This window comes from Sediminicoccus sp. BL-A-41-H5 (assembly GCF_050632405.1).
Lineage (GTDB): Bacteria > Pseudomonadota > Alphaproteobacteria > Acetobacterales > Acetobacteraceae > Roseococcus.
In genome coordinates this window covers 3,793,457-3,810,655 of record NZ_CP192601.1, presented here as the reverse complement: position 1 = coordinate 3,810,655, position 17,199 = coordinate 3,793,457, and the positions used below count along the sequence as shown (strand labels likewise).

At 70.1% G+C, this 17,199-nt stretch carries 14 protein-coding genes and 1 tRNA gene; 6 read left to right on the top strand and 9 right to left on the bottom strand.

Translation table 11 applies throughout. The annotated features are described in order from the left end of the window. Positions 1-115: 115 nt before the first annotated feature. Together ACQ860_RS18650 and ACQ860_RS18645 are read right to left on the bottom strand one after the other, a co-directional pair. A complete protein-coding gene (locus ACQ860_RS18650) occupies positions 116-1,708 on the bottom strand; it encodes an acyl-CoA dehydrogenase (protein WP_431304836.1) in 1,593 nt (530 codons plus the stop codon). Next, entirely contained in the window at positions 1,705-2,820 is a 1,116-nt protein-coding gene (locus tag ACQ860_RS18645) for an FAD-dependent oxidoreductase (RefSeq protein WP_431304835.1), read from the bottom strand. The genes ACQ860_RS18650 and ACQ860_RS18645 overlap by 4 nt, the downstream gene beginning before the upstream one ends. A 103-nt stretch (positions 2,821-2,923) precedes the next feature. Here ACQ860_RS18645 and ACQ860_RS18640 point away from each other — a divergent pair, with 103 nt between their 5' ends. After that, entirely contained in the window at positions 2,924-4,540 is a 1,617-nt protein-coding gene (locus ACQ860_RS18640; protein ID WP_431304834.1) for an ABC transporter substrate-binding protein, read from the top strand. Here the strand turns inward: ACQ860_RS18640 and ACQ860_RS18635 are convergent. Together ACQ860_RS18635 and ACQ860_RS18630 are read right to left on the bottom strand one after the other, a co-directional pair. Continuing rightward, positions 4,485-6,122, bottom strand: a complete 1,638-nt coding sequence (locus ACQ860_RS18635; RefSeq protein WP_431304833.1) for a flavin-containing monooxygenase — start codon at positions 6,120-6,122, stop codon at positions 4,485-4,487. The two genes, ACQ860_RS18640 and ACQ860_RS18635, sit on opposite strands and share 56 nt — an antisense overlap. After that, positions 6,122-7,717, bottom strand: a complete 1,596-nt coding sequence (locus tag ACQ860_RS18630) for a GMC family oxidoreductase (protein ID WP_431304832.1) — start codon at positions 7,715-7,717, stop codon at positions 6,122-6,124. The genes ACQ860_RS18635 and ACQ860_RS18630 overlap by 1 nt, the downstream gene beginning before the upstream one ends. 94 nt (positions 7,718-7,811) lie before the next feature. On the opposite strand from ACQ860_RS18630, the gene ACQ860_RS18625 reads away from it, so the two are divergent. After that, positions 7,812-9,224, top strand: coding sequence for an FAD-binding oxidoreductase (locus tag ACQ860_RS18625; protein ID WP_431304831.1), 1,413 nt, complete (start codon positions 7,812-7,814; stop codon positions 9,222-9,224). Positions 9,225-9,258: 34 nt separating this feature from the next. Continuing rightward, a tRNA-Pro gene (locus tag ACQ860_RS18620) sits at positions 9,259-9,332 on the top strand. Between the two features lie 8 nt (positions 9,333-9,340). On the opposite strand, the gene ACQ860_RS18615 is transcribed toward ACQ860_RS18620, so the two are convergent. From ACQ860_RS18615 to ACQ860_RS18595, 5 genes are read right to left on the bottom strand one after another with little or no spacing between them, the layout of a single operon-like run. Next, positions 9,341-10,324 carry a Bug family tripartite tricarboxylate transporter substrate binding protein gene (locus ACQ860_RS18615; protein ID WP_431304830.1) on the bottom strand — a complete coding sequence of 328 codons (984 nt, stop codon included), beginning with the start codon at positions 10,322-10,324 and terminating at the stop codon, positions 9,341-9,343. Beyond that, the gene (locus ACQ860_RS18610; RefSeq protein ID WP_431304829.1) at positions 10,321-11,178 is read right to left on the bottom strand and encodes an HpcH/HpaI aldolase/citrate lyase family protein; all 858 of its coding nucleotides are present in this window, start codon (positions 11,176-11,178) and stop codon (positions 10,321-10,323) included. Before ACQ860_RS18610 ends, ACQ860_RS18615 begins: the two co-directional genes overlap by 4 nt. After that, positions 11,178-11,648, bottom strand: a complete 471-nt coding sequence (locus ACQ860_RS18605; RefSeq protein WP_431304828.1) for a MaoC family dehydratase — start codon at positions 11,646-11,648, stop codon at positions 11,178-11,180. Before ACQ860_RS18605 ends, ACQ860_RS18610 begins: the two co-directional genes overlap by 1 nt. 10 nt (positions 11,649-11,658) lie before the next feature. Continuing rightward, on the bottom strand, positions 11,659-12,444 hold the full coding sequence (locus ACQ860_RS18600; protein ID WP_431304827.1) for an IclR family transcriptional regulator: 786 nt from the start codon (positions 12,442-12,444) through the stop codon (positions 11,659-11,661). Next, positions 12,444-13,415: a Bug family tripartite tricarboxylate transporter substrate binding protein gene (locus tag ACQ860_RS18595; protein WP_431304826.1), complete on the bottom strand. Its 972-nt coding sequence runs from the start codon at positions 13,413-13,415 to the stop codon at positions 12,444-12,446. The genes ACQ860_RS18600 and ACQ860_RS18595 overlap by 1 nt, the downstream gene beginning before the upstream one ends. 132 nt (positions 13,416-13,547) lie before the next feature. On the opposite strand from ACQ860_RS18595, the gene ACQ860_RS18590 reads away from it, so the two are divergent. From ACQ860_RS18590 to ACQ860_RS18580, 3 genes are read left to right on the top strand one after another with little or no spacing between them, the layout of a single operon-like run. Further along, on the top strand, positions 13,548-14,714 hold the full coding sequence (locus tag ACQ860_RS18590) for an acyl-CoA dehydrogenase family protein (protein WP_431304825.1): 1,167 nt from the start codon (positions 13,548-13,550) through the stop codon (positions 14,712-14,714). Further along, the gene (locus tag ACQ860_RS18585; RefSeq protein WP_431304824.1) at positions 14,711-15,952 is read left to right on the top strand and encodes an acetyl-CoA hydrolase/transferase family protein; all 1,242 of its coding nucleotides are present in this window, start codon (positions 14,711-14,713) and stop codon (positions 15,950-15,952) included. The genes ACQ860_RS18590 and ACQ860_RS18585 overlap by 4 nt, the downstream gene beginning before the upstream one ends. Beyond that, on the top strand, positions 15,949-17,163 hold the full coding sequence (locus ACQ860_RS18580) for a CaiB/BaiF CoA transferase family protein (RefSeq protein ID WP_431304823.1): 1,215 nt from the start codon (positions 15,949-15,951) through the stop codon (positions 17,161-17,163). Before ACQ860_RS18585 ends, ACQ860_RS18580 begins: the two co-directional genes overlap by 4 nt. Positions 17,164-17,199: the final 36 nt, after the last annotated feature.

Genomic DNA, 17,199 nt, shown 5'->3' with positions numbered 1-17,199 from the left:
GATATCTCGTGACCCGTGCAAGATGCTGCGTTGCGTCATTCGCGCAAGTCCCCGTGCCTTGGAAGGTCGGGCGCTTGCCGCCCGATTGTGGCGTTTTAGCGACACGACGCCCGCCTCACGCCGGGATCAGCGCCAGCACCTCCGCCGCGCCGGTCACCTCCGCCGCATGCGCCTCCGCCCGCGGCAGCAGGCGGGCGGCGTAGAAGGCCGCGATGGGGGCATAGCGCCCATCCAGCCGCGCGGCCCGGGCCAGCAGCGCCCCGCCCAGGACCCAGCCGCAGGCCTCCAGATAGGCGGTGGCGCTCGCCGCCACTTCCTCCGGCGCGGCGGAGAGGATCCAGCTCGTCGCCCGTTCCAGCGCCTCCACGGCGGGGGCGAGGCGCGGATCGGCGGCCTTGGCCTCGGCCAGCATGCGGCGCAGCAGCGCCCCCTGGTCCCGCGGCAGCTTGCGGGTGACGAGGTCCAGCGCCTGGATGCCGTTGGTGCCCTCATAGATCGGCGTGATGCGGGCATCGCGCAGCACCTGGGCGGCGCCGCTGCCCTCCACGAAGCCCATGCCGCCATGCACCTGGATGCCGAGGCTCGCCGCCTCCACGCCGCGATCGGTGCACCAGGCCTTCACGATGGGCGTCAGCAGCGCGAGCTTCGCCTCCGCCTCGGCATCGCCGGCCCGCGCATGGTCGGCCGCGATCACCGCCTCATAGGCCAGGAAGCGGCCGGCCAGGGTGGTGGCGCGGATCTCGGCCAGCATGCGGGCCACATCCGGATGGAGGGCGATGGGCTTGCCACCCTGCACGCGATCCGCCGCATAGGCCTCGGCCAGCTTCCCGGCGCGGGCGCCGATGGCCACCCCCTGCACGCCCACCTGGAGCCGCGCATTGTTCATCAGCGCGAACATCGCCTGCAGCCCGCGATGCGGCTCATGGATCAGCTCCGCCACCGCGCCCTCGAAGAGCATGGTGCAGGTGGGCGAGGCATGGATGCCGAGCTTGTGCTCAATGCCGCCGCAGCGCAGCGCATTGGGCGTACCATCGGGCAGGAGGGTCGGCGTGGCGAAGAGGCTGATGCCGCGCGAGCCGGGCGGCGCATCCGGCAGCCGGGCAAGGACGAAATGCAGCGTGTTCGCCGCGATGTCGTTGGCGCCATAGGTGATGTAGATCTTCTGCCCGTGCAGCGCGTAGCGGCCGTCGCCCAGCGGCTCGGCACGGGTGCGCACCGTCGAGAGATCGCTGCCCGCCTGCGGCTCGGTCAGGCACATGGTGCCGTTCCAGCGGCCGCTGTTCAGCTCCGGCAGCCATTTCTCGCATTGCGCGGGCGTGCCGTATTTCTCCAGCACCTCGATCGTGCCGGTGGTGAGCAGCGGGCCGAGCGAGAAGGCCATGTCGGCCGTCGCCAGCAATTCGGACATCGCGGTCCAGAGCGCCAGCGGCAGCCCCTGCCCGCCATGCTCCTCGCCGGCGGCCAGCCCCTGCCAGCCGCCCTCGACCCAGGCGCAATAGGCGTCCTTGTAGGCGGGCGGGCAGGTGACGACGCCATCCGCGAAGCGCGCGCCGATGCGGTCGGCCTCGATGCAATTGGGCTCGATCCGCCCTTCGGTGAATTTCCGCATCTCCTCCAGGAGGGCGGCGATGTCATCCGCCTCCAGCCCGCAATCGGGGAGCCGGTGCAGCTTCGTCAGCGCGAAGAGGATGTCATCTGTCTGGCTCATGCGGGGATCACCTCGTCGCCGGCGGCCCAGGCGGGCAGCGCGGCGGCTGTTGCGGGTTGCGCGATGGCGAGGGCGAGACGCTCGCCCAGCACCGCGCCGAACTTGAAGCCATGGCCGGAGAAGCCGGACATCACCCAGGCGCGGGGGCCCAGTGGTTCGATCACGAAGCGCTCATCCGGCTCCACATCATAGAAGCAGGTGGCGGAGCCGAGGCGCGCGAAACCCTCGATGCCGGGGATGCGCTTGCGGGCCAGGGCCAGGATGCGCTCCACCTCCCGCGGGTCGGGCGTGCGGTCGTCATCCGGGTGTCCCTCGCGGGAGAAGCTGTGGTCGCCGATCTTGATCGGCGTGCCCGCGACGGGCGGCACCAGGTAGAAACCGCCCTCGACCGCAAGGTCGAGCAGCATGGGGGCCTGGGCCCAGGCGGCGCTGGGTGCCTCCAGCCGAACCACCACCTGGCGCGAGGGGGTGACGCGCGTGGCGATCTCCGGCAGCAGGCGCGGAATCCAGGGGCCGGCGGCGACCACCAGCACATCCGCGCCGCGCGTGGCGCCACCTCCCAATGTCACGCTGGCGCGCGCGGCATCAAGGGCGGTGGCGCGCGCCACCTCGATCACCGCACCTTGCGCCTGCACATGCCGCGCCAGCCCCGCCACGATCCGCTCGGCCAGCAGCACGCCGCCGGCCGGGCAGAACAGCGCATCGCGGATGCCGGCGCCGGAAAGATAGGAGAAGCGCGCCTCGACCGCGGCGGCCGTCATGTCCTCATGCGCGCGGCCATCGGCGCGGAGGGCAGCGCGCGTCTCACGCAGCCAGGCGCCCTCCGCCTCATCCAGCGCCAGCACGCCGGTCGGCACATGCAGCACCTCGCCGAGATCCGCCCAGAGCCGGTCCCAGGCGGCATAGGCTTCATCCACCATCCGCATGTAGCCGCGCTGCGCGCCATAGGCGTGGCGGATCAGCCGGTGATGGTCCACCGAGGAACCGGCGGGGTTGGGCGGCGCCACCTGGTCCAGCACATGCACGGCGAAGCCCTGGCGCAGCAGCGCCCAGGCGGTGCAGAGCCCCATGATGCCGGCGCCGAGGATGAGGGCGGTCGGGCGTTTCTCCATGGCCCCATCCTGCCCGTTTCGCCCGATGCCGGGAAGCGGTTGCGGGGGGATGCAACGCATGCCAGCCTCCATCCAGCGGAACATTCCGCGATGGGAGACCCGAATGCATCGTCGTGACCTCCTGGCGGCGGGTGCCGCCCTCGCCGCCGCCGGCCCTATGGCCGCCCCCACCGCCGCCTCGGCCCAGGCCCAGACCACGCTGCGCGTCGGCATGACGGTGGCCGACATCCCCTTCACCACCGGCCAGCCGAGCCAGGGCGCGGAGGGCAACCGCTTCCTCGGCTATACGCTCTATGATCCGCTCATCGCCTGGGACCTGACCCGCGCCGACCGCGCGGCTTCCCTGCGACCCAGCCTCGCCGAATCCTGGACGGTGGACGGCGAGAACAAGAAGCTCTGGATCTTCCGCATCCGCCCCGGCGTGCGCTTCCATGACGGCTCGCCCTTCAATGCCGAGGCCGTGGCCTGGAACCTCGGCAAGCTGCTGGACCGCGACGCGCCGCAATTCGACCGCGCCCAGGCCGCGCAGGGCAGCCTCTATTCGGGCAACATCGAGCGCTGGCGCGTGCGCGACCCCATGACCATCGAGATCGAGACCAAGGTGGTGGACGCCGTCTTCCCCTATCTCATGGCCAACATCTTCTACTCCTCGCCGGCGCGGTGGGAGGAGGTGGGGCGCAACTGGGAACGCTTCGCCCAGCGCCCCTCCGGCACCGGCCCCTACATCGCGGACCGCTTCGTGCCCCGCGAGCGGCTCGAGATGGTGCGCAACTCCGGCCATTTCGACCGGACGCGCATCCCCCAGCATGACCGGCTGGCGCTGATCCCCATGCCGGACTCACTCACGCGCGTGGCGGCGCTGCTCTCCAACCAGGTGGATTTCATCGAGGCGCCGCCGCCCGATGCGGTGCCGCGCATCCGTGCCGCCGGGCATCAGGTGGTCACCAATGCCTATCCGCATATCTGGTGCCACCAGCTCTCCTTCGTGGAGGGTTCCCCGTTCCGGGACGTACGCATCCGCCAGGCGGCGAACCTCGCGATTGATCGCGCGGCGCTGGTGCAGCTGCTGGGCGGCCTCGCGCTGCCGGCCAAGGGCATGATCACCGAGGGGCATCCCTGGTTCGGCAACCCCAGCTTCCAGATCGGCTACGACCCGGATCGCGCCCGCCGCCTCCTGGCGGATGCCGGCTTCAGCCGCGCCAATCCGGTGCGCACGAAGTTCATCGTGGCCCCCACCGGCTCGGGCCAGATGCAGCCCATGCCGATGAACGAGGCGATCCAGCAGAATTTCCGCGCCGTCGGCATCGAGCTCGAATTCGAAGTGATGGATTGGGAGGCGCTGCGCGGCCGCCGCCGCCTGGGTGCCGAGGCGCCGGAGAATCGCGGCCTGCACGCCAACAACAATTCCTGGGCCTTCTGGGACCCGGATATCGGCCTGCTCGGCCCCAGCTACGGTGCGGGCCGCGTGCGTGGCGGCTTCAACTGGGGCAACTACCAGGATCCGGTGGCGGACGCGCTCGTGGTGGAGGCGCGCAACACCTTCGAGATCGAGGCGCAGAACCGCGTGCTGGCGCGGCTCCATTCGCGGCTGGTGGATCAGGCCATGTGGATCTGGGTGGTGCATGACACCAACCCGCGCGGCCTCTCCCGCCGGGTGCAGAACTTCACGCAGGCACAGAGCTGGATGCAGGATCTGACACCGATCCGGATGCAGGGCTGAACCGCAGCTCCGCATAGCCCCCCGCGGCAATCGCCTCGCCGCGGGCGCGATAGGCCGGCGCGCTGCCGCTGTAGCGCGAGAGGGTGCGGACCTGCCGCCCCTCGACATTCTTGTTCACGCCGGTGAACCAGGAATCCACCTCGTTGGAGAGCAGGCCGATGGAGCACTCCAATACGTGCTGCATCCAAGCCTCCACCGCCTCGGGCCGCGCCTCGGCCATCGTCAGGTGTTGCGCCTGCATGTGGCGCAGCAGCGCCGTCACCCATTCCACATTGTATTCGATGCTGCGCGGAATGTTGCCCAGCGCCGTATGCGGCCCCAGCAGCATGCACATGTTGGGGTAGCCCTCCGCCAGCATGCCCACCAGCGTGCGCGCGCCGCTGGCCCAGTCCTGGCGCAGCGAGCGGCCATCGCGGCCGCGGATGTCGATGCGGTCGAAGGCGCCGGTCAGGCCGTCGAAGCCGGTGGCGTAGATGATGATGTCGAATTCGAAGTCGCGCTCGATGGTGGAGAGGCCCTGGGGCGTGATGCGCGTGATGGGTGTCGCCTTGCTGTCCACCAGCTCGACATTGGGCTGGTTGTAGACCTCGTAGTAGCGAGTCTCCATCGGCACGCGGCGGGTGCCGAAGCCGTGGTTCTTCGGGATCAGCATCTCCGCCACCTTGGGGTCCTTCACCCGCTCGCGGATCTTGCGGGCGATGAAGGCGGAGAGTTCGGCATTGGCGGCGGGGTCGGTGTAGCTGTCCTTGAAATTGCCGACCCAGATGCCGAAGCCGGGCGAGGCGTAGAGCTTCTCCCAGAAGGCCTCGCGCTCCTCCTTCGGGACATCGAAGGTGTTGCGCGGGTCGGCCGTGTGCAGGAAGCAGGCATAGGTCTCGGCGCAGCGGGCGAAGATCTCGGGGTAGCCCTGCTTGATGCGGGCCTGCTCCTCCTCGGTGATGCGGCTGTTGTGCAGCGGCGTGCACCAGTTGGGCGTGCGCTGGAAGACGGTGAGGTGGCCGGCCGTCTTCGCCACCTCCTGGATGGTCTGCACGCCCGTGGCGCCGGTGCCGATGACGGCGACGCGCTTGCCCACGAAATCCACGCCCTCCTTCGGCCAGCGGGCCGTGTGGAAGGAGGGGCCCCGGAAGCTCTCGATCCCCTCGATGCGCGGCAGGGTATGGGCCGAGAGCGCGCCGATGGCGGTGATCAGGAAGCGCGCCTCATGCATGGACCCATCGGCCAGCGTCACGCGCCATCCATCGCCGATGAAATCCGCGGACTTCACCTCGGCGTTGAACTGGATGTCGCGCTGGAGGTCGTATTTCTCGGCCACGCGGTTCAGGTAGCGCAGCGTCTCCGGCTGGGGCGCGAAATGCTCGGACCAGCTCCATTCCTGCAGCAGCTCGGGGTCGAAGGAGAAGCCGTAGGAATAGCTCTCGGAATCGAAGCGCGCGCCGGGGTAGCGGTTCCAGTACCAGGTGCCGCCGACGCCCGTGCCCGCCTCGAAGACGCGGACGCTCATGCCGAGTTCGCGCAGGCGGATGAGCTGGAACATGCCGGACATGCCGGCGCCGATGATGATGGCGTCGAAGCGGGCCATCACGCGGCCCGCTTGATGAAGTCGGCGCAGCGCTCGCCGATCATGATGCAGCCCGCATTTGTGTTGCCGCTCACCACCGTGGGCATGATGCTCGCATCCGCCACGCGCAGCCCCTCCACGCCCTTCACCCGCAGCTGCGTGTCCACGACCGCGCCCGCATCCTCGCCCATGCGGCAGGTGCTGGTGGGGTGGTAGATGGTGCCGCTGTTGCGGCGCACGAAATCCAGCAGCGTCGCGTCATCGCGGCCCGCGCCGGCCGGGGGCGCATAGGGCGCCTCGACGAAGCGGCCGAGCGCCTTGGTCTCGGCCAGGCGATGGGCCAGCTTCACGCCCTCGACCATGCATTGCTTGTCCGTCTCGCTGGTCAGATAGCGCGCATGGATATGCGGCTTGGCCATGGGGTCGGGGCTCGCCAGCCTGATCTCGCCGCGGCTTTCGGGGCGCAGCTGGCAGACGCTGATGGTGAAGCCCGGGAATTTGTGCAGCCCCTCCTTCACGCTGTCGGCGCTCCAGGGGATGAAGTGGAATTGCACGTCGGGCGTGGCGCTCTGCGGCAGCACACGGGCGAAGAGGCCGGAGGTGCCGGCGGCGAAGCTGAGCGGCCCGCCGCGCGTCAGCGCGAATTCGATGCCCATCTTCGCCATGCCGATCCAGGAATTCACGCGCTCATTCATCGTGACGTTCTGGTTGGCGCGGTACATCAGCCGCGCCTGCAGGTGGTCCTGCAGGTTCTGGCCGACCTGCGGGATGTCCCGCTGCACGGCGATGCCCATCTCGGCGAGATGCTGCGCCGGGCCGAGGCCCGAGAGCATCATCACCTGGGGCGAGTTGATGGCGCCCGCGCTCAGCACCACCTCGCGCGTCACCTTGATGGTGCGTTCCTCGCCGCCCACGCGATAGACCACGCCGGTCACGCGCCCGCCCTCGATCACCAGGCGCTGCACCTGCGCATCGGTGATGAGGCGCAGGTTCGGGCGCTTCAGATTGGGCTTGAGATAGGCGGTGGCGGCCGAGCAGCGGAAGCCGTTGCGCACCGTCACCTGGTACCAGCCCGCACCCTCCTGGTCCGCGCCGTTGAAGTCGTCATTGCGGGGGAAGCCCAGTTCCAGCGCGGCATCAATGAAGGCCTGGGGCAGCACGCCCTTGTCGCGCAGGTCGCTCGTCGTCAGCGGGCCGCCCTGGCCGTGGAATTCGTCGCCGCCGCGCTCCTGGTTCTGCGAGCGCTTGAAATAGGGCAGGCAATCCTCATAGGCCCAGCCGGTGCAGCCGAGCTGCCGCCAATGGTCGTAATCCGCCGCCTGGCCGCGGATGTAGATCAGGCCGTTGATGGCGGAAGATCCGCCCAGCACCCGGCCGCGCGGCCAGGGGACGGAGCGGCCATGCAGCTCGGCCTCCGCCTCGGTCTGGTAGTTCCAGCTGATGGTCGGGTGGTACATGGTCTTGGCGTAGCCGATCGGCACGTGCAGCCAGGGATTCGTGTCGCGGGCGCCGGCCTCCAGCACCGTCACGCGGATGCGCGGATCCTCGCTGAGCCGCCCCGCCAGCGCGCTGCCGGCCGAGCCGCTGCCCACCACCACCACATCCGTCTCGTCCATGCCGCGATCCTCCCGGGTTGCATGGGATGGTCCATGCGGCTTGCGCTCGGGTCAACTCCTTGACGTGGGCGCCTCCCGGGTCTGCGATACGGCCATGTCCCCGCTCGATGCCCTGACCCAGTCCCTCGGCCCCGCCGCCTGCCTGCGCGCGGAGGCCGACATCGCCCCCTATGCGGTGGATTGGCGGGGCGTCTATCACGGGCAGCCCGTCGCCGTGCTGCGCCCGGCCGATACGGGCCAGGTCAGCGCGGCCCTCAGGCTCTGCGCCGAGCTCGACCTCTGCGTGGTTCCGGCCGGCGGCCGCACCTCGCTGGCCGGCGCGGTGGTGCCGATCGCCCAGGGTCCGGCCAGCGTGGTGCTGAGCCTGGAGCGCATGAACCGCCTGCGCGAGGTGGACCCGCTCGACAATTCCATCACCGCCGAAGCCGGCTGCACCATCGAGGCAGTGCAGAACGCGGCCACCGAGGCGGGGCGGTTCTTCCCACTGCATTTCGGCGCCCAGGGCTCGGCCATGGTGGGCGGCGCGCTCTCCACCAATGCGGGCGGCATCCGCACGCTGCGCTACGGCAATGCGCGCGACCTGGTGCTGGGGCTGGAGGTCGTGCTGCCCGATGGCCGCGTGCTGGATGATCTCCGCCGCGTGCGGAAGGACAATACGGGTTACGCGCTGCGGCACCTCTTCATCGGTGCGGAGGGCACGCTCGGCGTCATCACCGCGGCCTCGCTCAAGCTCTTCCCGCAGCTCGCCAAGCGCGAGACCGCGATGGTCGCGGTCCGTTCCCCGCGCGAGGCGCTGAAACTTCTCGCCCGCTGCCAGGAAAGCGGCGCGGAACTCGTGGCCTTCGAGCTGATCCGCAAGATCTGCATCGACATCACGCTGCGCCACGGCACCAATATCCGCCAGCCGATGGAGCTCTCCACCGACTGGTACTGCCTGATCGAGGCCGCCAGCACGCATGCCGCCATCCCGGTGCGGGAGGCGCTGGAATCGGCGCTGATGGAAGCGATCGAGGCGGGCGAGGCCGAGGATGTCGTGATCTGCGAGAGCGAGGCGCAGCGCCAGAACCTCTGGAATATCCGCGAGACCTTCCCGACCTGCTCCCGCATGGAGGGCCCGGGCCTGTCCACCGACACCTCGGTCCCGGTCTCGCGCATCCCGGATTTCCTGGAGCGCAGCCAGGCGCTGATCGACGGGAACTGGCCCGAGGGGCGGATGATCGCCCTCGGCCATATGGGCGATGGCAACATCCATCTCTCGCTGCAGGCGCCGGCCGGCATGGGCCATGCCGAATGGCAGGCTCGGGCCCCGGAATTCGAGGGGCTGATCGGCGAGATCGCGGTGGAACTGGGCGGCAGCTTCTCGGCCGAGCATGGCATCGGGCAATCCAAGCGCGCCGCCATGGCCAAGCTGAAATCGCCCGTGGCGCTCGATCTGATGCGCGCCATCAAGGCGACGCTGGACCCCGGGGGCCGGATGAATCCCGGCAAGGTTCTGCCGCCCGCTTGAAGCGCTGCCCGCGCGCGCCTAAACAGCCGCGTGACGGGGCGTAGCACAGCCTGGTAGTGCGCCTGCTTTGGGAGCAGGAGGTCGGAGGTTCGAATCCTCTCGCCCCGATATCCTCCCTACTCGATCCGGATATCCGCCCGGCGCACGATCTCCGCATGGCGCGCGATTTCGCTCGCCAGGAAGCGCTCCGCATCGGCGGGCGTGCCGCCGGCCGCCCCCTCCTCCAGCTCCAGGCCCAGTTGCGCCAGCGTCTCCCGCCCTGGCCCGGCCAGCGCCTCGTTCGCGGCCGCGTTCAGCGCCTGGATGATGCGCGGCGGCGTGCCCTTAGGCGCCAGCAGCATGAACCAGGTGCCCATCACAACGCCGGGCAGCCCCTGCTCGATCGCCGTCGGCACCTCGGGCATCACGCGGGCGCGGCGCTCGGCCAGCACGGCCAGCGCACGGATCTGCCCGCCGCGCAGCAGCGGCACCGTGCCCGGCGCGCCCAGGAACATGGAATCGAGCCGCCCGGCGATCAGATCCGTCGTCGCCGCTGCGGGCGAGCTGTAGGGGATATGGTTCAGCTCCAGCCCCGCCGCCTCGGAGAGCAGCGCGCCCGCCAGGTGCATGGAGCTGCCGCTGCCGGTCGAGCCATAGGCCAGCGAGCCCGGCCGCGCCTTCGCCCGCGCCACGAAATCGGCCAGGTTCTGGATCGGCGAGCCCTGCCCCACCACCAGCACATTGGGCACGCCGCCCATCCGCACGATCGCGTCGAAATTGCGCTGTGTCTGGAACGGCAGGTCGCGATAGAGGGCGAGGTTGGTGGCCAGGGGGCCGGCGAAGGCAAACAGCAGCGTGTGGCCATCCGGCGCGGCGCGGGCGGCCGCCGTCATCCCGACATTGCCGGCGGCACCCGGCCGGTTCTCCACCACGAATGCCTGGCCGAAACGTGCCGCATAGGCCTGCGCCAGGAGCCGCGCGATCGGGTCGCTGCTGCCGCCACCGGCGGCCGGCACGATGATCCGCACCGGGCGCTGTGGCCATTCCTCCTGCGCAAAGACCGAGGGGGCCAGGGCCGGCGTGGCCAGCGCCGAAAGGGCGAGGACGTGGCGGCGTTTCATGGCGTTCCCCCTTGGGCCAGCAAGCGTTCGGCGAGGCGCAGATGCGGCCGGTCCAGCATCTTGCCATCCATCCGCGTCGCCCCTGCGCCCCCATCGGCGAAGGCGGCGATCACACGCCGCGCCCAGTCGAGTTCCTCCGGCGCCGGCGTGAAGGCGGCGTTGGTGGCGGCGACATGGCTCGGGTGGATGATCATCTTGCCCGCGAAGCCGTCGCGCCGCGCCGTGCGCGCATCGGCAGCCAGGCCGTCCAGGTCGTTGATCTCGACATGCACGGTGTCGATGGCCGGCACGCCGGCCGCCGCCGCACCCGCCAGGCACATCTCCCGCGCCAGGCGATACACGCCGAGCCAGGCGCCTTCCGCGCGATTGGCGAGGCCGCCGATATCGGCGGAGAGGTCCTCCGCCCCCCAGGTCAGCGCGGCGAGGCGCGGCCCCGCCTGCCCGTAGCTGCCGAGACCGAAGAGCGAGCCCGCCGTCTCCGTCGCGATGGCCAGGATGCGCGTGGAGCCCGCCGCCAGCCCATGCGCCGCCTCGAAGGCATCGAGCCAGTGGCCGAGCTGCCGCACCTGCCCCGCCTCGGCGCATTTCGGCAGGACGATCCCATCCGGCCGCGCCGGCATGACGGCGGCGAGGTCCGCCAGCGTCAGCCCGGTGTCGAGCGCATTCACGCGCACCCAGCGCTGCTGCCGGCCGCGCTGGGCCTGCAGCATCGCGTGCGTCATGCCACGCGCAGCCACCTTGTTCGCGGGCAGCACGCTGTCCTCGAGGTCGAGGATCAGCGCATCCGCCTCGCCTTCCGCGGCGCGGGCGAACTTCCGCTCGCTGTCGCCGGGGACGAAGAGCCAGCTGCGCATCACGCGGGTTCCCCCTTGGGCACCGGCCGCTTGCGCATGAAGGCCATGCGCCGGCAGGTGGCGACGATCTCGCCGCGCTGGTTCAGGCATTCATGCTCGAACTCGACCAGGCCCGCGTCGCTGCGGGAGCGGCTTTCGCGCTTGGCGACGACGCGCGTGCGCGAGCGCAGCGTGTCGCCATGGAAGACGGGCTTGGGGAAGCGCACCTCCGTCATGCCGAGATTGCCGATGGTGGTGCCGAGCGTGGTGTCGCTCACCGACATGCCGATCATGATGCCCAGCGTCATCAGGCTGTTGAACAGCGGCTGGCCCCATTCGGTGGATTCCGCGAAGTGGCGATCGATGTGCAACGGCTGCGGGTTCAGCGTCATCAGGCTGAAGGTCATGTTGTCGGCCTCGGTCACGGTGCGCGAGAGCGCGTGCTCGAAGACCTGGCCTTCGGTGAATTCCTCGTAGTGCAGACCGGGCATGGGGGTTCCTTCAGGTGGGACGATGGCCGAGGCGGCGGGAGATCTGCGTCGCCGCCTCGCGTACGCGGCGGGAGAGCAGGGCGAGGCGCGGCTCGACCCGCGCGATGGGGCCGGCGAGAACGATGGCCGCCACCACCTCGCCCCGCGCGTCGAAGATGGGGGCCGCCAGCCCTGCAACGCCCTCCGTCGCTTCGCCCAGCGTGACGGCGAAGCCCTGCTCGCGCGTTTCGGCGACGATGCGTCGCAGCGCGCGGCGATCGGTCACGCTGGCCGGGCTATGGGCGGTGAGGCGCGCGGTGCGGAGGAATTCGGCCGGCCAGGGCGGTGGCAGAAAGGCCAGCATGACGCGGCCGGAGGCGGTGCAATGGATCGGCCGCGCATCGCCCACCGTGGCCGCGAAGCGCAGCGCGGTGCGGCTTTCCACCTTGTCGGCATAGACCATGGCGCGGCGATCCGGCGCGAGGACGGCCAGCATCGCCGTCTCGCCCACCGCGCTGGCCAGCGCTTCCAGCGTGGGGCGCGCGGCGTTGACCAGATCGCCATCGCCGGCGGCCGAAAGTATCGCGCGCGCGAGGCCCACCGCCTCCGGCCCCAGGCGCCAACGCGCTTCCTGCTGGATGGCATAGCCCTCGGCCGCCAGGCCACGCAGCAGGCCGAGCAGGCTGGTCTTGGGCGCGCCCATGGCGCTGGCGAGCGCGGCGAGCGTCACCCCCTCCGGCACGGCGGCGAGGCGGGCGACCAGATCCAGCACGCGCGCGACGGAGCGCGGTCCGGCACGCGTGAACCCGCCATCCACTATTGCGGCTCGACGCCTGCAATGCGGACCAGTTCGCCCCAGCTCGCGAGTTGCGTGCGGATGTAATCGCTGAACTGCTCCGGCGTCTGGGTGAAGGGCAGGAAACCCAACTGCCGCAGGCGGCCCACCACGGCCTCATCGCGCAGCGCGCCGTTCAGCGCCTCGTTCCAGCGGCGGACCATGGGTTCGGGTGTGCCGGCGGGTGCGGAGAGGCCGAACCAGACATTGATGTCATAGCCCGGCACCACCTGCGCGACCGGCGGCACCTCGGGCGCGAGCGGCGTGGGCTGCCCGGCGGATTGCGCGATGCCGCGCACGCGGCCGCCCTGCGCCTGGGCCAGGCCGTTGGCGAAATCCGTGAAGGTGCAGTCGATGCGTCCTGCGGCAACATCGGTCAGCGCCTCCGCCCCGCCGCGATAGGGCACGGCGTTGAGGCGCACGCCGGCGCGGCGGGCCATCACCTCGGTCATGATGAGCGCGCTCGCATTGCCGTGACTGAAGGTGAGCTCCCCAGGCCGCGCCCTGGCGCGATCGACCAGCTGTGCGAGGCTCGTATCCGGGCTCGATGCGGGCACGACGAGCAGATAGGGCGCCTCGGCGATGGCGCCGATATGCGTGAAGTCCCGCACCGGGTCGAAGGGCAGGCGGCGGATGATGTGCGGATTCACCGAGGCCGCGCTGGTGCTGATGATCAGCACCGTGTTGCCGTCGGGCGGCGCCTGCTGCACCGCGATGGTGCCGACCGTCCCGTTCCCGCCCGCGCGGTTGTCCACCACCACGGGCTGGCCCAGGCGCTGGCCGAGCGGCTCGGCCAGCAGGCGCGCCAGCACATCGGTGAGGCTGCCGGCGGGGAAGGCGACGACGAGCCGCAAGGGGCGGTCGGGCCAGGATTGCGCCAGTGCCGGGGCCGCGAGCGACAGGGCGGGTGCGGCCAGCAGCGCGCGGCGCCGGATCGGCGTCAGAAGCACCATGTTTCCTCCAGCGCCTGCCCTCAGGCGTTCGTTTATGCGAACATGCTATGGTTTTGCGAATGCATGCGTCAAGCGCCGCGTTGACGCGCGCGCCGCCGCGCCGCATGCTTGGCGCACTGGGAAGGAAACGCCATGGACTTCACCCTCTCGGCCGAGCAGGCCGCGATCCGCGAACAGATCAGCCGCATCTGCGCCGATTTCCCCGACGAATACTGGCTGGCGAAGGACCGCGAGGGCGTCTTCCCGCATGATTTCCACGCTGCCATGGCGCAGGGCGGCTGGCTCGGCATCGCCATGCCCACCGAATATGGCGGCGGCGGATTGGGCATTTTCGAGGCGGCGCTGATGATGGAGGCCATCGCGGCCTCCGGCGCCTGCATGTCCGGCGCATCGGCCCTGCACATGAACATCTTCGGCCTCAACCCCGTCGTCATCTTCGGCAGCGAGGAACAGAAGCAGCGCTTCCTGCCGCCGCTCATCGCGGGGCGCGACAAGCCCTGCTTCGCCGTGACCGAGCCCGATGTCGGCCTCAACACCACGCAGCTCAAGACGCGGGCCGAAAGGCACAATGACCGCTACGTGGTGCATGGGCAGAAGATGTGGATCTCCACCGCGCAGGTGGCGAACAAGATGCTGCTGCTGGCCCGCACCACGCCGCTCGACCAGGTGCGGCGCAAGACGGACGGCCTCACGCTGTTCTACACGGAGATCGATCGCAGCAAGGTGGAGATCCGGCTCATCGAGAAGATGGGCCGGCATGCCGTGGACTCGAACATGGTCTTCTTCGACGGCTTCGAAATCCCGATGGAGGACCGCATCGGCGAGGAAGGCCGCGGCTTCCAGGCCATCCTGCACGGCATGAACCCCGAGCGCATCCTGATCGCCGCCGAGGCCGTGGGCATCGGCCGCGCCGCGCTGCGCAAGGCGTCCAACTATGCGAAAGAGCGCCGCGTCTTCGGCCGCCCGATCGGCCAGAACCAGGCGATTCAGCACCCGCTCGCGCGCAACTGGGCGGAGCTGGAGGCGGCCGAGCTCATGGTCTGGAAGGCCGCCAGCCTCTACGATGCGGGCCAGGAATGCGGCGCCGAGAGCAATGCGGCCAAGTATCTCGCCGCCGAGGCGGGCTTCCGCGCCTGCGAGACGGCGGTGATGACACATGGCGGCATGGGCTATGCGCAGGAATACCATGTGGAGCGCTACCTGCGGGAAAGCCTGATCCCGCGCATCGCCCCCGTCTCGCGCGAGCTGATTCTCTCGCACATCGCCGAGCGCGTGCTCGGCCAGCCCAAATCCTATTGAGCCTGGACCTCGCACGACATATCCGCACAGGGGATCACATCCTCTGGGGCCAGGTGACGGGCGAGCCGCCTTCGCTGGTGGAGGCGCTGGTGGAACAACGCGCCGCCTTGGGCGGCGTCAGCGTCTTCCTCGGCACGGGCCTCGCGCGCGTTCTCCGGCCTGCGCATGCGGATCACATCGCCATGCGCGGACTGGGCGGCCTCGGCACGTTTCGCGCGTTGGCGAGTGCCGGCGTGCTGGAGGTGCTGCCGGTCCATGGCGGCCAGGTGCATCGGATGATCGCAACGGGGCAGATCCGCTGCGACGTCGCGCTGCTGCTGCTGCCGCCAGCCGATGCGGCCGGCACGCATAGCCTTGGGCCCTGTGTGGACTACATGGATGCGGCGGTGGCGCGCGCGCGCACCGTGATCGCCGAGGTCAGCCCGCATGTGCCTGACACGGGCGGGCATGCGCGCATCCCCACCGCGCGGCTGGATGCCGTTTGGCAGAGCGACCGCACGCCCTGTCTGCTGCCGCGCGCGGCGCCCAATGCCGTGGAACGCGCCATCGGTGCGCATGTGGCCGCCCTCATCCCCGATGGCGCCACGATCCAGACCGGGCTCGGCGCCCTGCCCGAGGCAGTGCTGGCGGCGCTGCTGCATCACCGCGACCTCGGCCTGCATTCCGGCATCCTGGGCGATGGCGCGATGGCGCTGATGCAAGCGGGGGTCATGACCAATGCGCTGAAGCCGCTCGATCCAGGCATCTCCGTCACCACCACGCTGGTCGGCAGCGCGGAACTGCTCCGCTTCGCGCATCGCAACCCGGCCATCGCGCTCAAGCCCTCCCGTCATACGCATAACGAGGTGGTGCTGGCGCAATTGCCGTGCCTCTTCGCCATCAATGCGGCGGCGGAGGTGGACCTGACCGGCCAGGTGAATGCCGAACGCATCGGCGCGAATGTCATCGGCGGCGTCGGCGGCCAGGCGGATTTCGCCCGCGCCGCCGCCCGCTCCCCAGGCGGCGCCTCCATCATCGCGCTGCCGGCCACCGCCTCGGATGGATCGAGCCGCATCGTGGCGCGGCTTTCCGGCCCCGTGACCACGCCGCGCTCGGATGTGGATGTCGTCGTCACCGAGCATGGCGTGGCCGATCTGCGCGGCGCCAGTGAGCGCGAGCGCACCCGCCGTATCCTCGCCATCGCTGCACCGTCCGCACGCGAAGTCCTGGAACGTGCCCTGCAGGAGAACCCGCCATGACCACGCAACCCGGGCGCGGCTTCGGCGCGCTGGCAGGCCTGAAGGTCCTGGACCTCACGGCCGTGCTGATGGGCCCCTTCTGCACGCAGATCCTCGCCGATCACGGAGCCGAAGTGATCAAGGTGGAAGGGCCCGAGGGCGACACGACGCGCGAAGTGCCGGTGATGAAGGCGCCGCGCGAGGGTGCCATGTTCCTCAACCTCAACCGCGGCAAGCGCGGCCTCGCGCTCGATCTCAAGAAGCCCACCGCGCGCGCGGCACTGCTGCGGCTCGCGGCCTCGGCCGATGTCTTCGTGCATGCGATGCGCGCCGATGCGATCGCGCGGCTTGGCCTCACCTATGCCGATGTCGCTGCGGTCAATCCGCGCATCGTCTATGCCAATGTCTATGGCTTCTCGCGCCGCGGGCCCTATGCGCCCAATGCGGCCTATGATGACATCATCCAGGCGATCAGCGGCATGGCGGGCATCCAGCAGCGCATGCAGGGCACGCCCAGCTATTCCGGCACGCTGGTGGCGGACAAGGTCTCCGGCCTCACCGTGCTCTACGCCATCCTCATGGCACTGCTGCATCGCGCCCGTACCGGCGAGGGGCAGGAGATCGAGGTCGGCATGTTCGAGACCATGGCGAATTTCGTGCTGACCGATCACATCAACGGCGCCCTCTTCGAGCCGCCCATGGGCCCGCCCGTCTATCCCCGCGCCGCCTCCCCCGAGCGGCGGCCCTACCGCACGAAGGATGGCTGGATCGCCGCACTGGTCTACACCGACAAGCAATGGCGCGCCTTCTTCGCGCTGATCGGCCACCCCGACTGGTCGAAGGATCCGCGCTTCCAGAGCTTCAAGGGCCGCTCGCAGAACATCGACGCGTGTTACGGACATGTGGCCGCCACGCTGGCCACCCGCACCACCGCCGAGTGGCTGGAGGGCTTCGCGGAAGCCGGCATCCCCGCCGCCCCCGTGAACAGCACCGAGGATGTGCTGCGTGACCCGCACCTCGCCGCCACCGGCTTCTTCATCGAGCAGGAGACGCGGCACGGAACCATGCGTTTTCCAGGAATGCCCGCCTGGTTCTCGGCCACGCCGGGCCGCGTGGACGGCCCCGCCCCCGCGCATGGCGAGCATGGCCACGCCGTGCTGGAAGAGGGTGGCTTCACGGCGGAGGAGATCGCGGCGCTGGCCGCCGAGGGCGCGCTGATCCTGCCGGAATGATCGCTTGACTTGTCCGGTCCTTTACACCGAGGATTG

What these genes read in the sequence shown, in the direction of transcription:
- ACQ860_RS18650 (WP_431304836.1), bottom strand. Translation starts at nt 1,708, where the DNA reads ATGAGCCAGACAGATGACATCCTCTTCGCGCTGACGAAGCTGCACCGG.
- ACQ860_RS18645 (WP_431304835.1), bottom strand. Translation starts at nt 2,820, where the DNA reads ATGGAGAAACGCCCGACCGCCCTCATCCTCGGCGCCGGCATCATGGGG.
- ACQ860_RS18640 (WP_431304834.1), top strand. Translation starts at nt 2,924, where the DNA reads ATGCATCGTCGTGACCTCCTGGCGGCGGGTGCCGCCCTCGCCGCCGCC.
- ACQ860_RS18635 (WP_431304833.1), bottom strand. Translation starts at nt 6,122, where the DNA reads ATGGCCCGCTTCGACGCCATCATCATCGGCGCCGGCATGTCCGGCATG.
- ACQ860_RS18630 (WP_431304832.1), bottom strand. Translation starts at nt 7,717, where the DNA reads ATGGACGAGACGGATGTGGTGGTGGTGGGCAGCGGCTCGGCCGGCAGC.
- ACQ860_RS18625 (WP_431304831.1), top strand. Translation starts at nt 7,812, where the DNA reads ATGTCCCCGCTCGATGCCCTGACCCAGTCCCTCGGCCCCGCCGCCTGC.
- ACQ860_RS18615 (WP_431304830.1), bottom strand. Translation starts at nt 10,324, where the DNA reads ATGAAACGCCGCCACGTCCTCGCCCTTTCGGCGCTGGCCACGCCGGCC.
- ACQ860_RS18610 (WP_431304829.1), bottom strand. Translation starts at nt 11,178, where the DNA reads ATGCGCAGCTGGCTCTTCGTCCCCGGCGACAGCGAGCGGAAGTTCGCC.
- ACQ860_RS18605 (WP_431304828.1), bottom strand. Translation starts at nt 11,648, where the DNA reads ATGCCCGGTCTGCACTACGAGGAATTCACCGAAGGCCAGGTCTTCGAG.
- ACQ860_RS18595 (WP_431304826.1), bottom strand. Translation starts at nt 13,415, where the DNA reads ATGGTGCTTCTGACGCCGATCCGGCGCCGCGCGCTGCTGGCCGCACCC.
- ACQ860_RS18590 (WP_431304825.1), top strand. Translation starts at nt 13,548, where the DNA reads ATGGACTTCACCCTCTCGGCCGAGCAGGCCGCGATCCGCGAACAGATC.
- ACQ860_RS18580 (WP_431304823.1), top strand. Translation starts at nt 15,949, where the DNA reads ATGACCACGCAACCCGGGCGCGGCTTCGGCGCGCTGGCAGGCCTGAAG.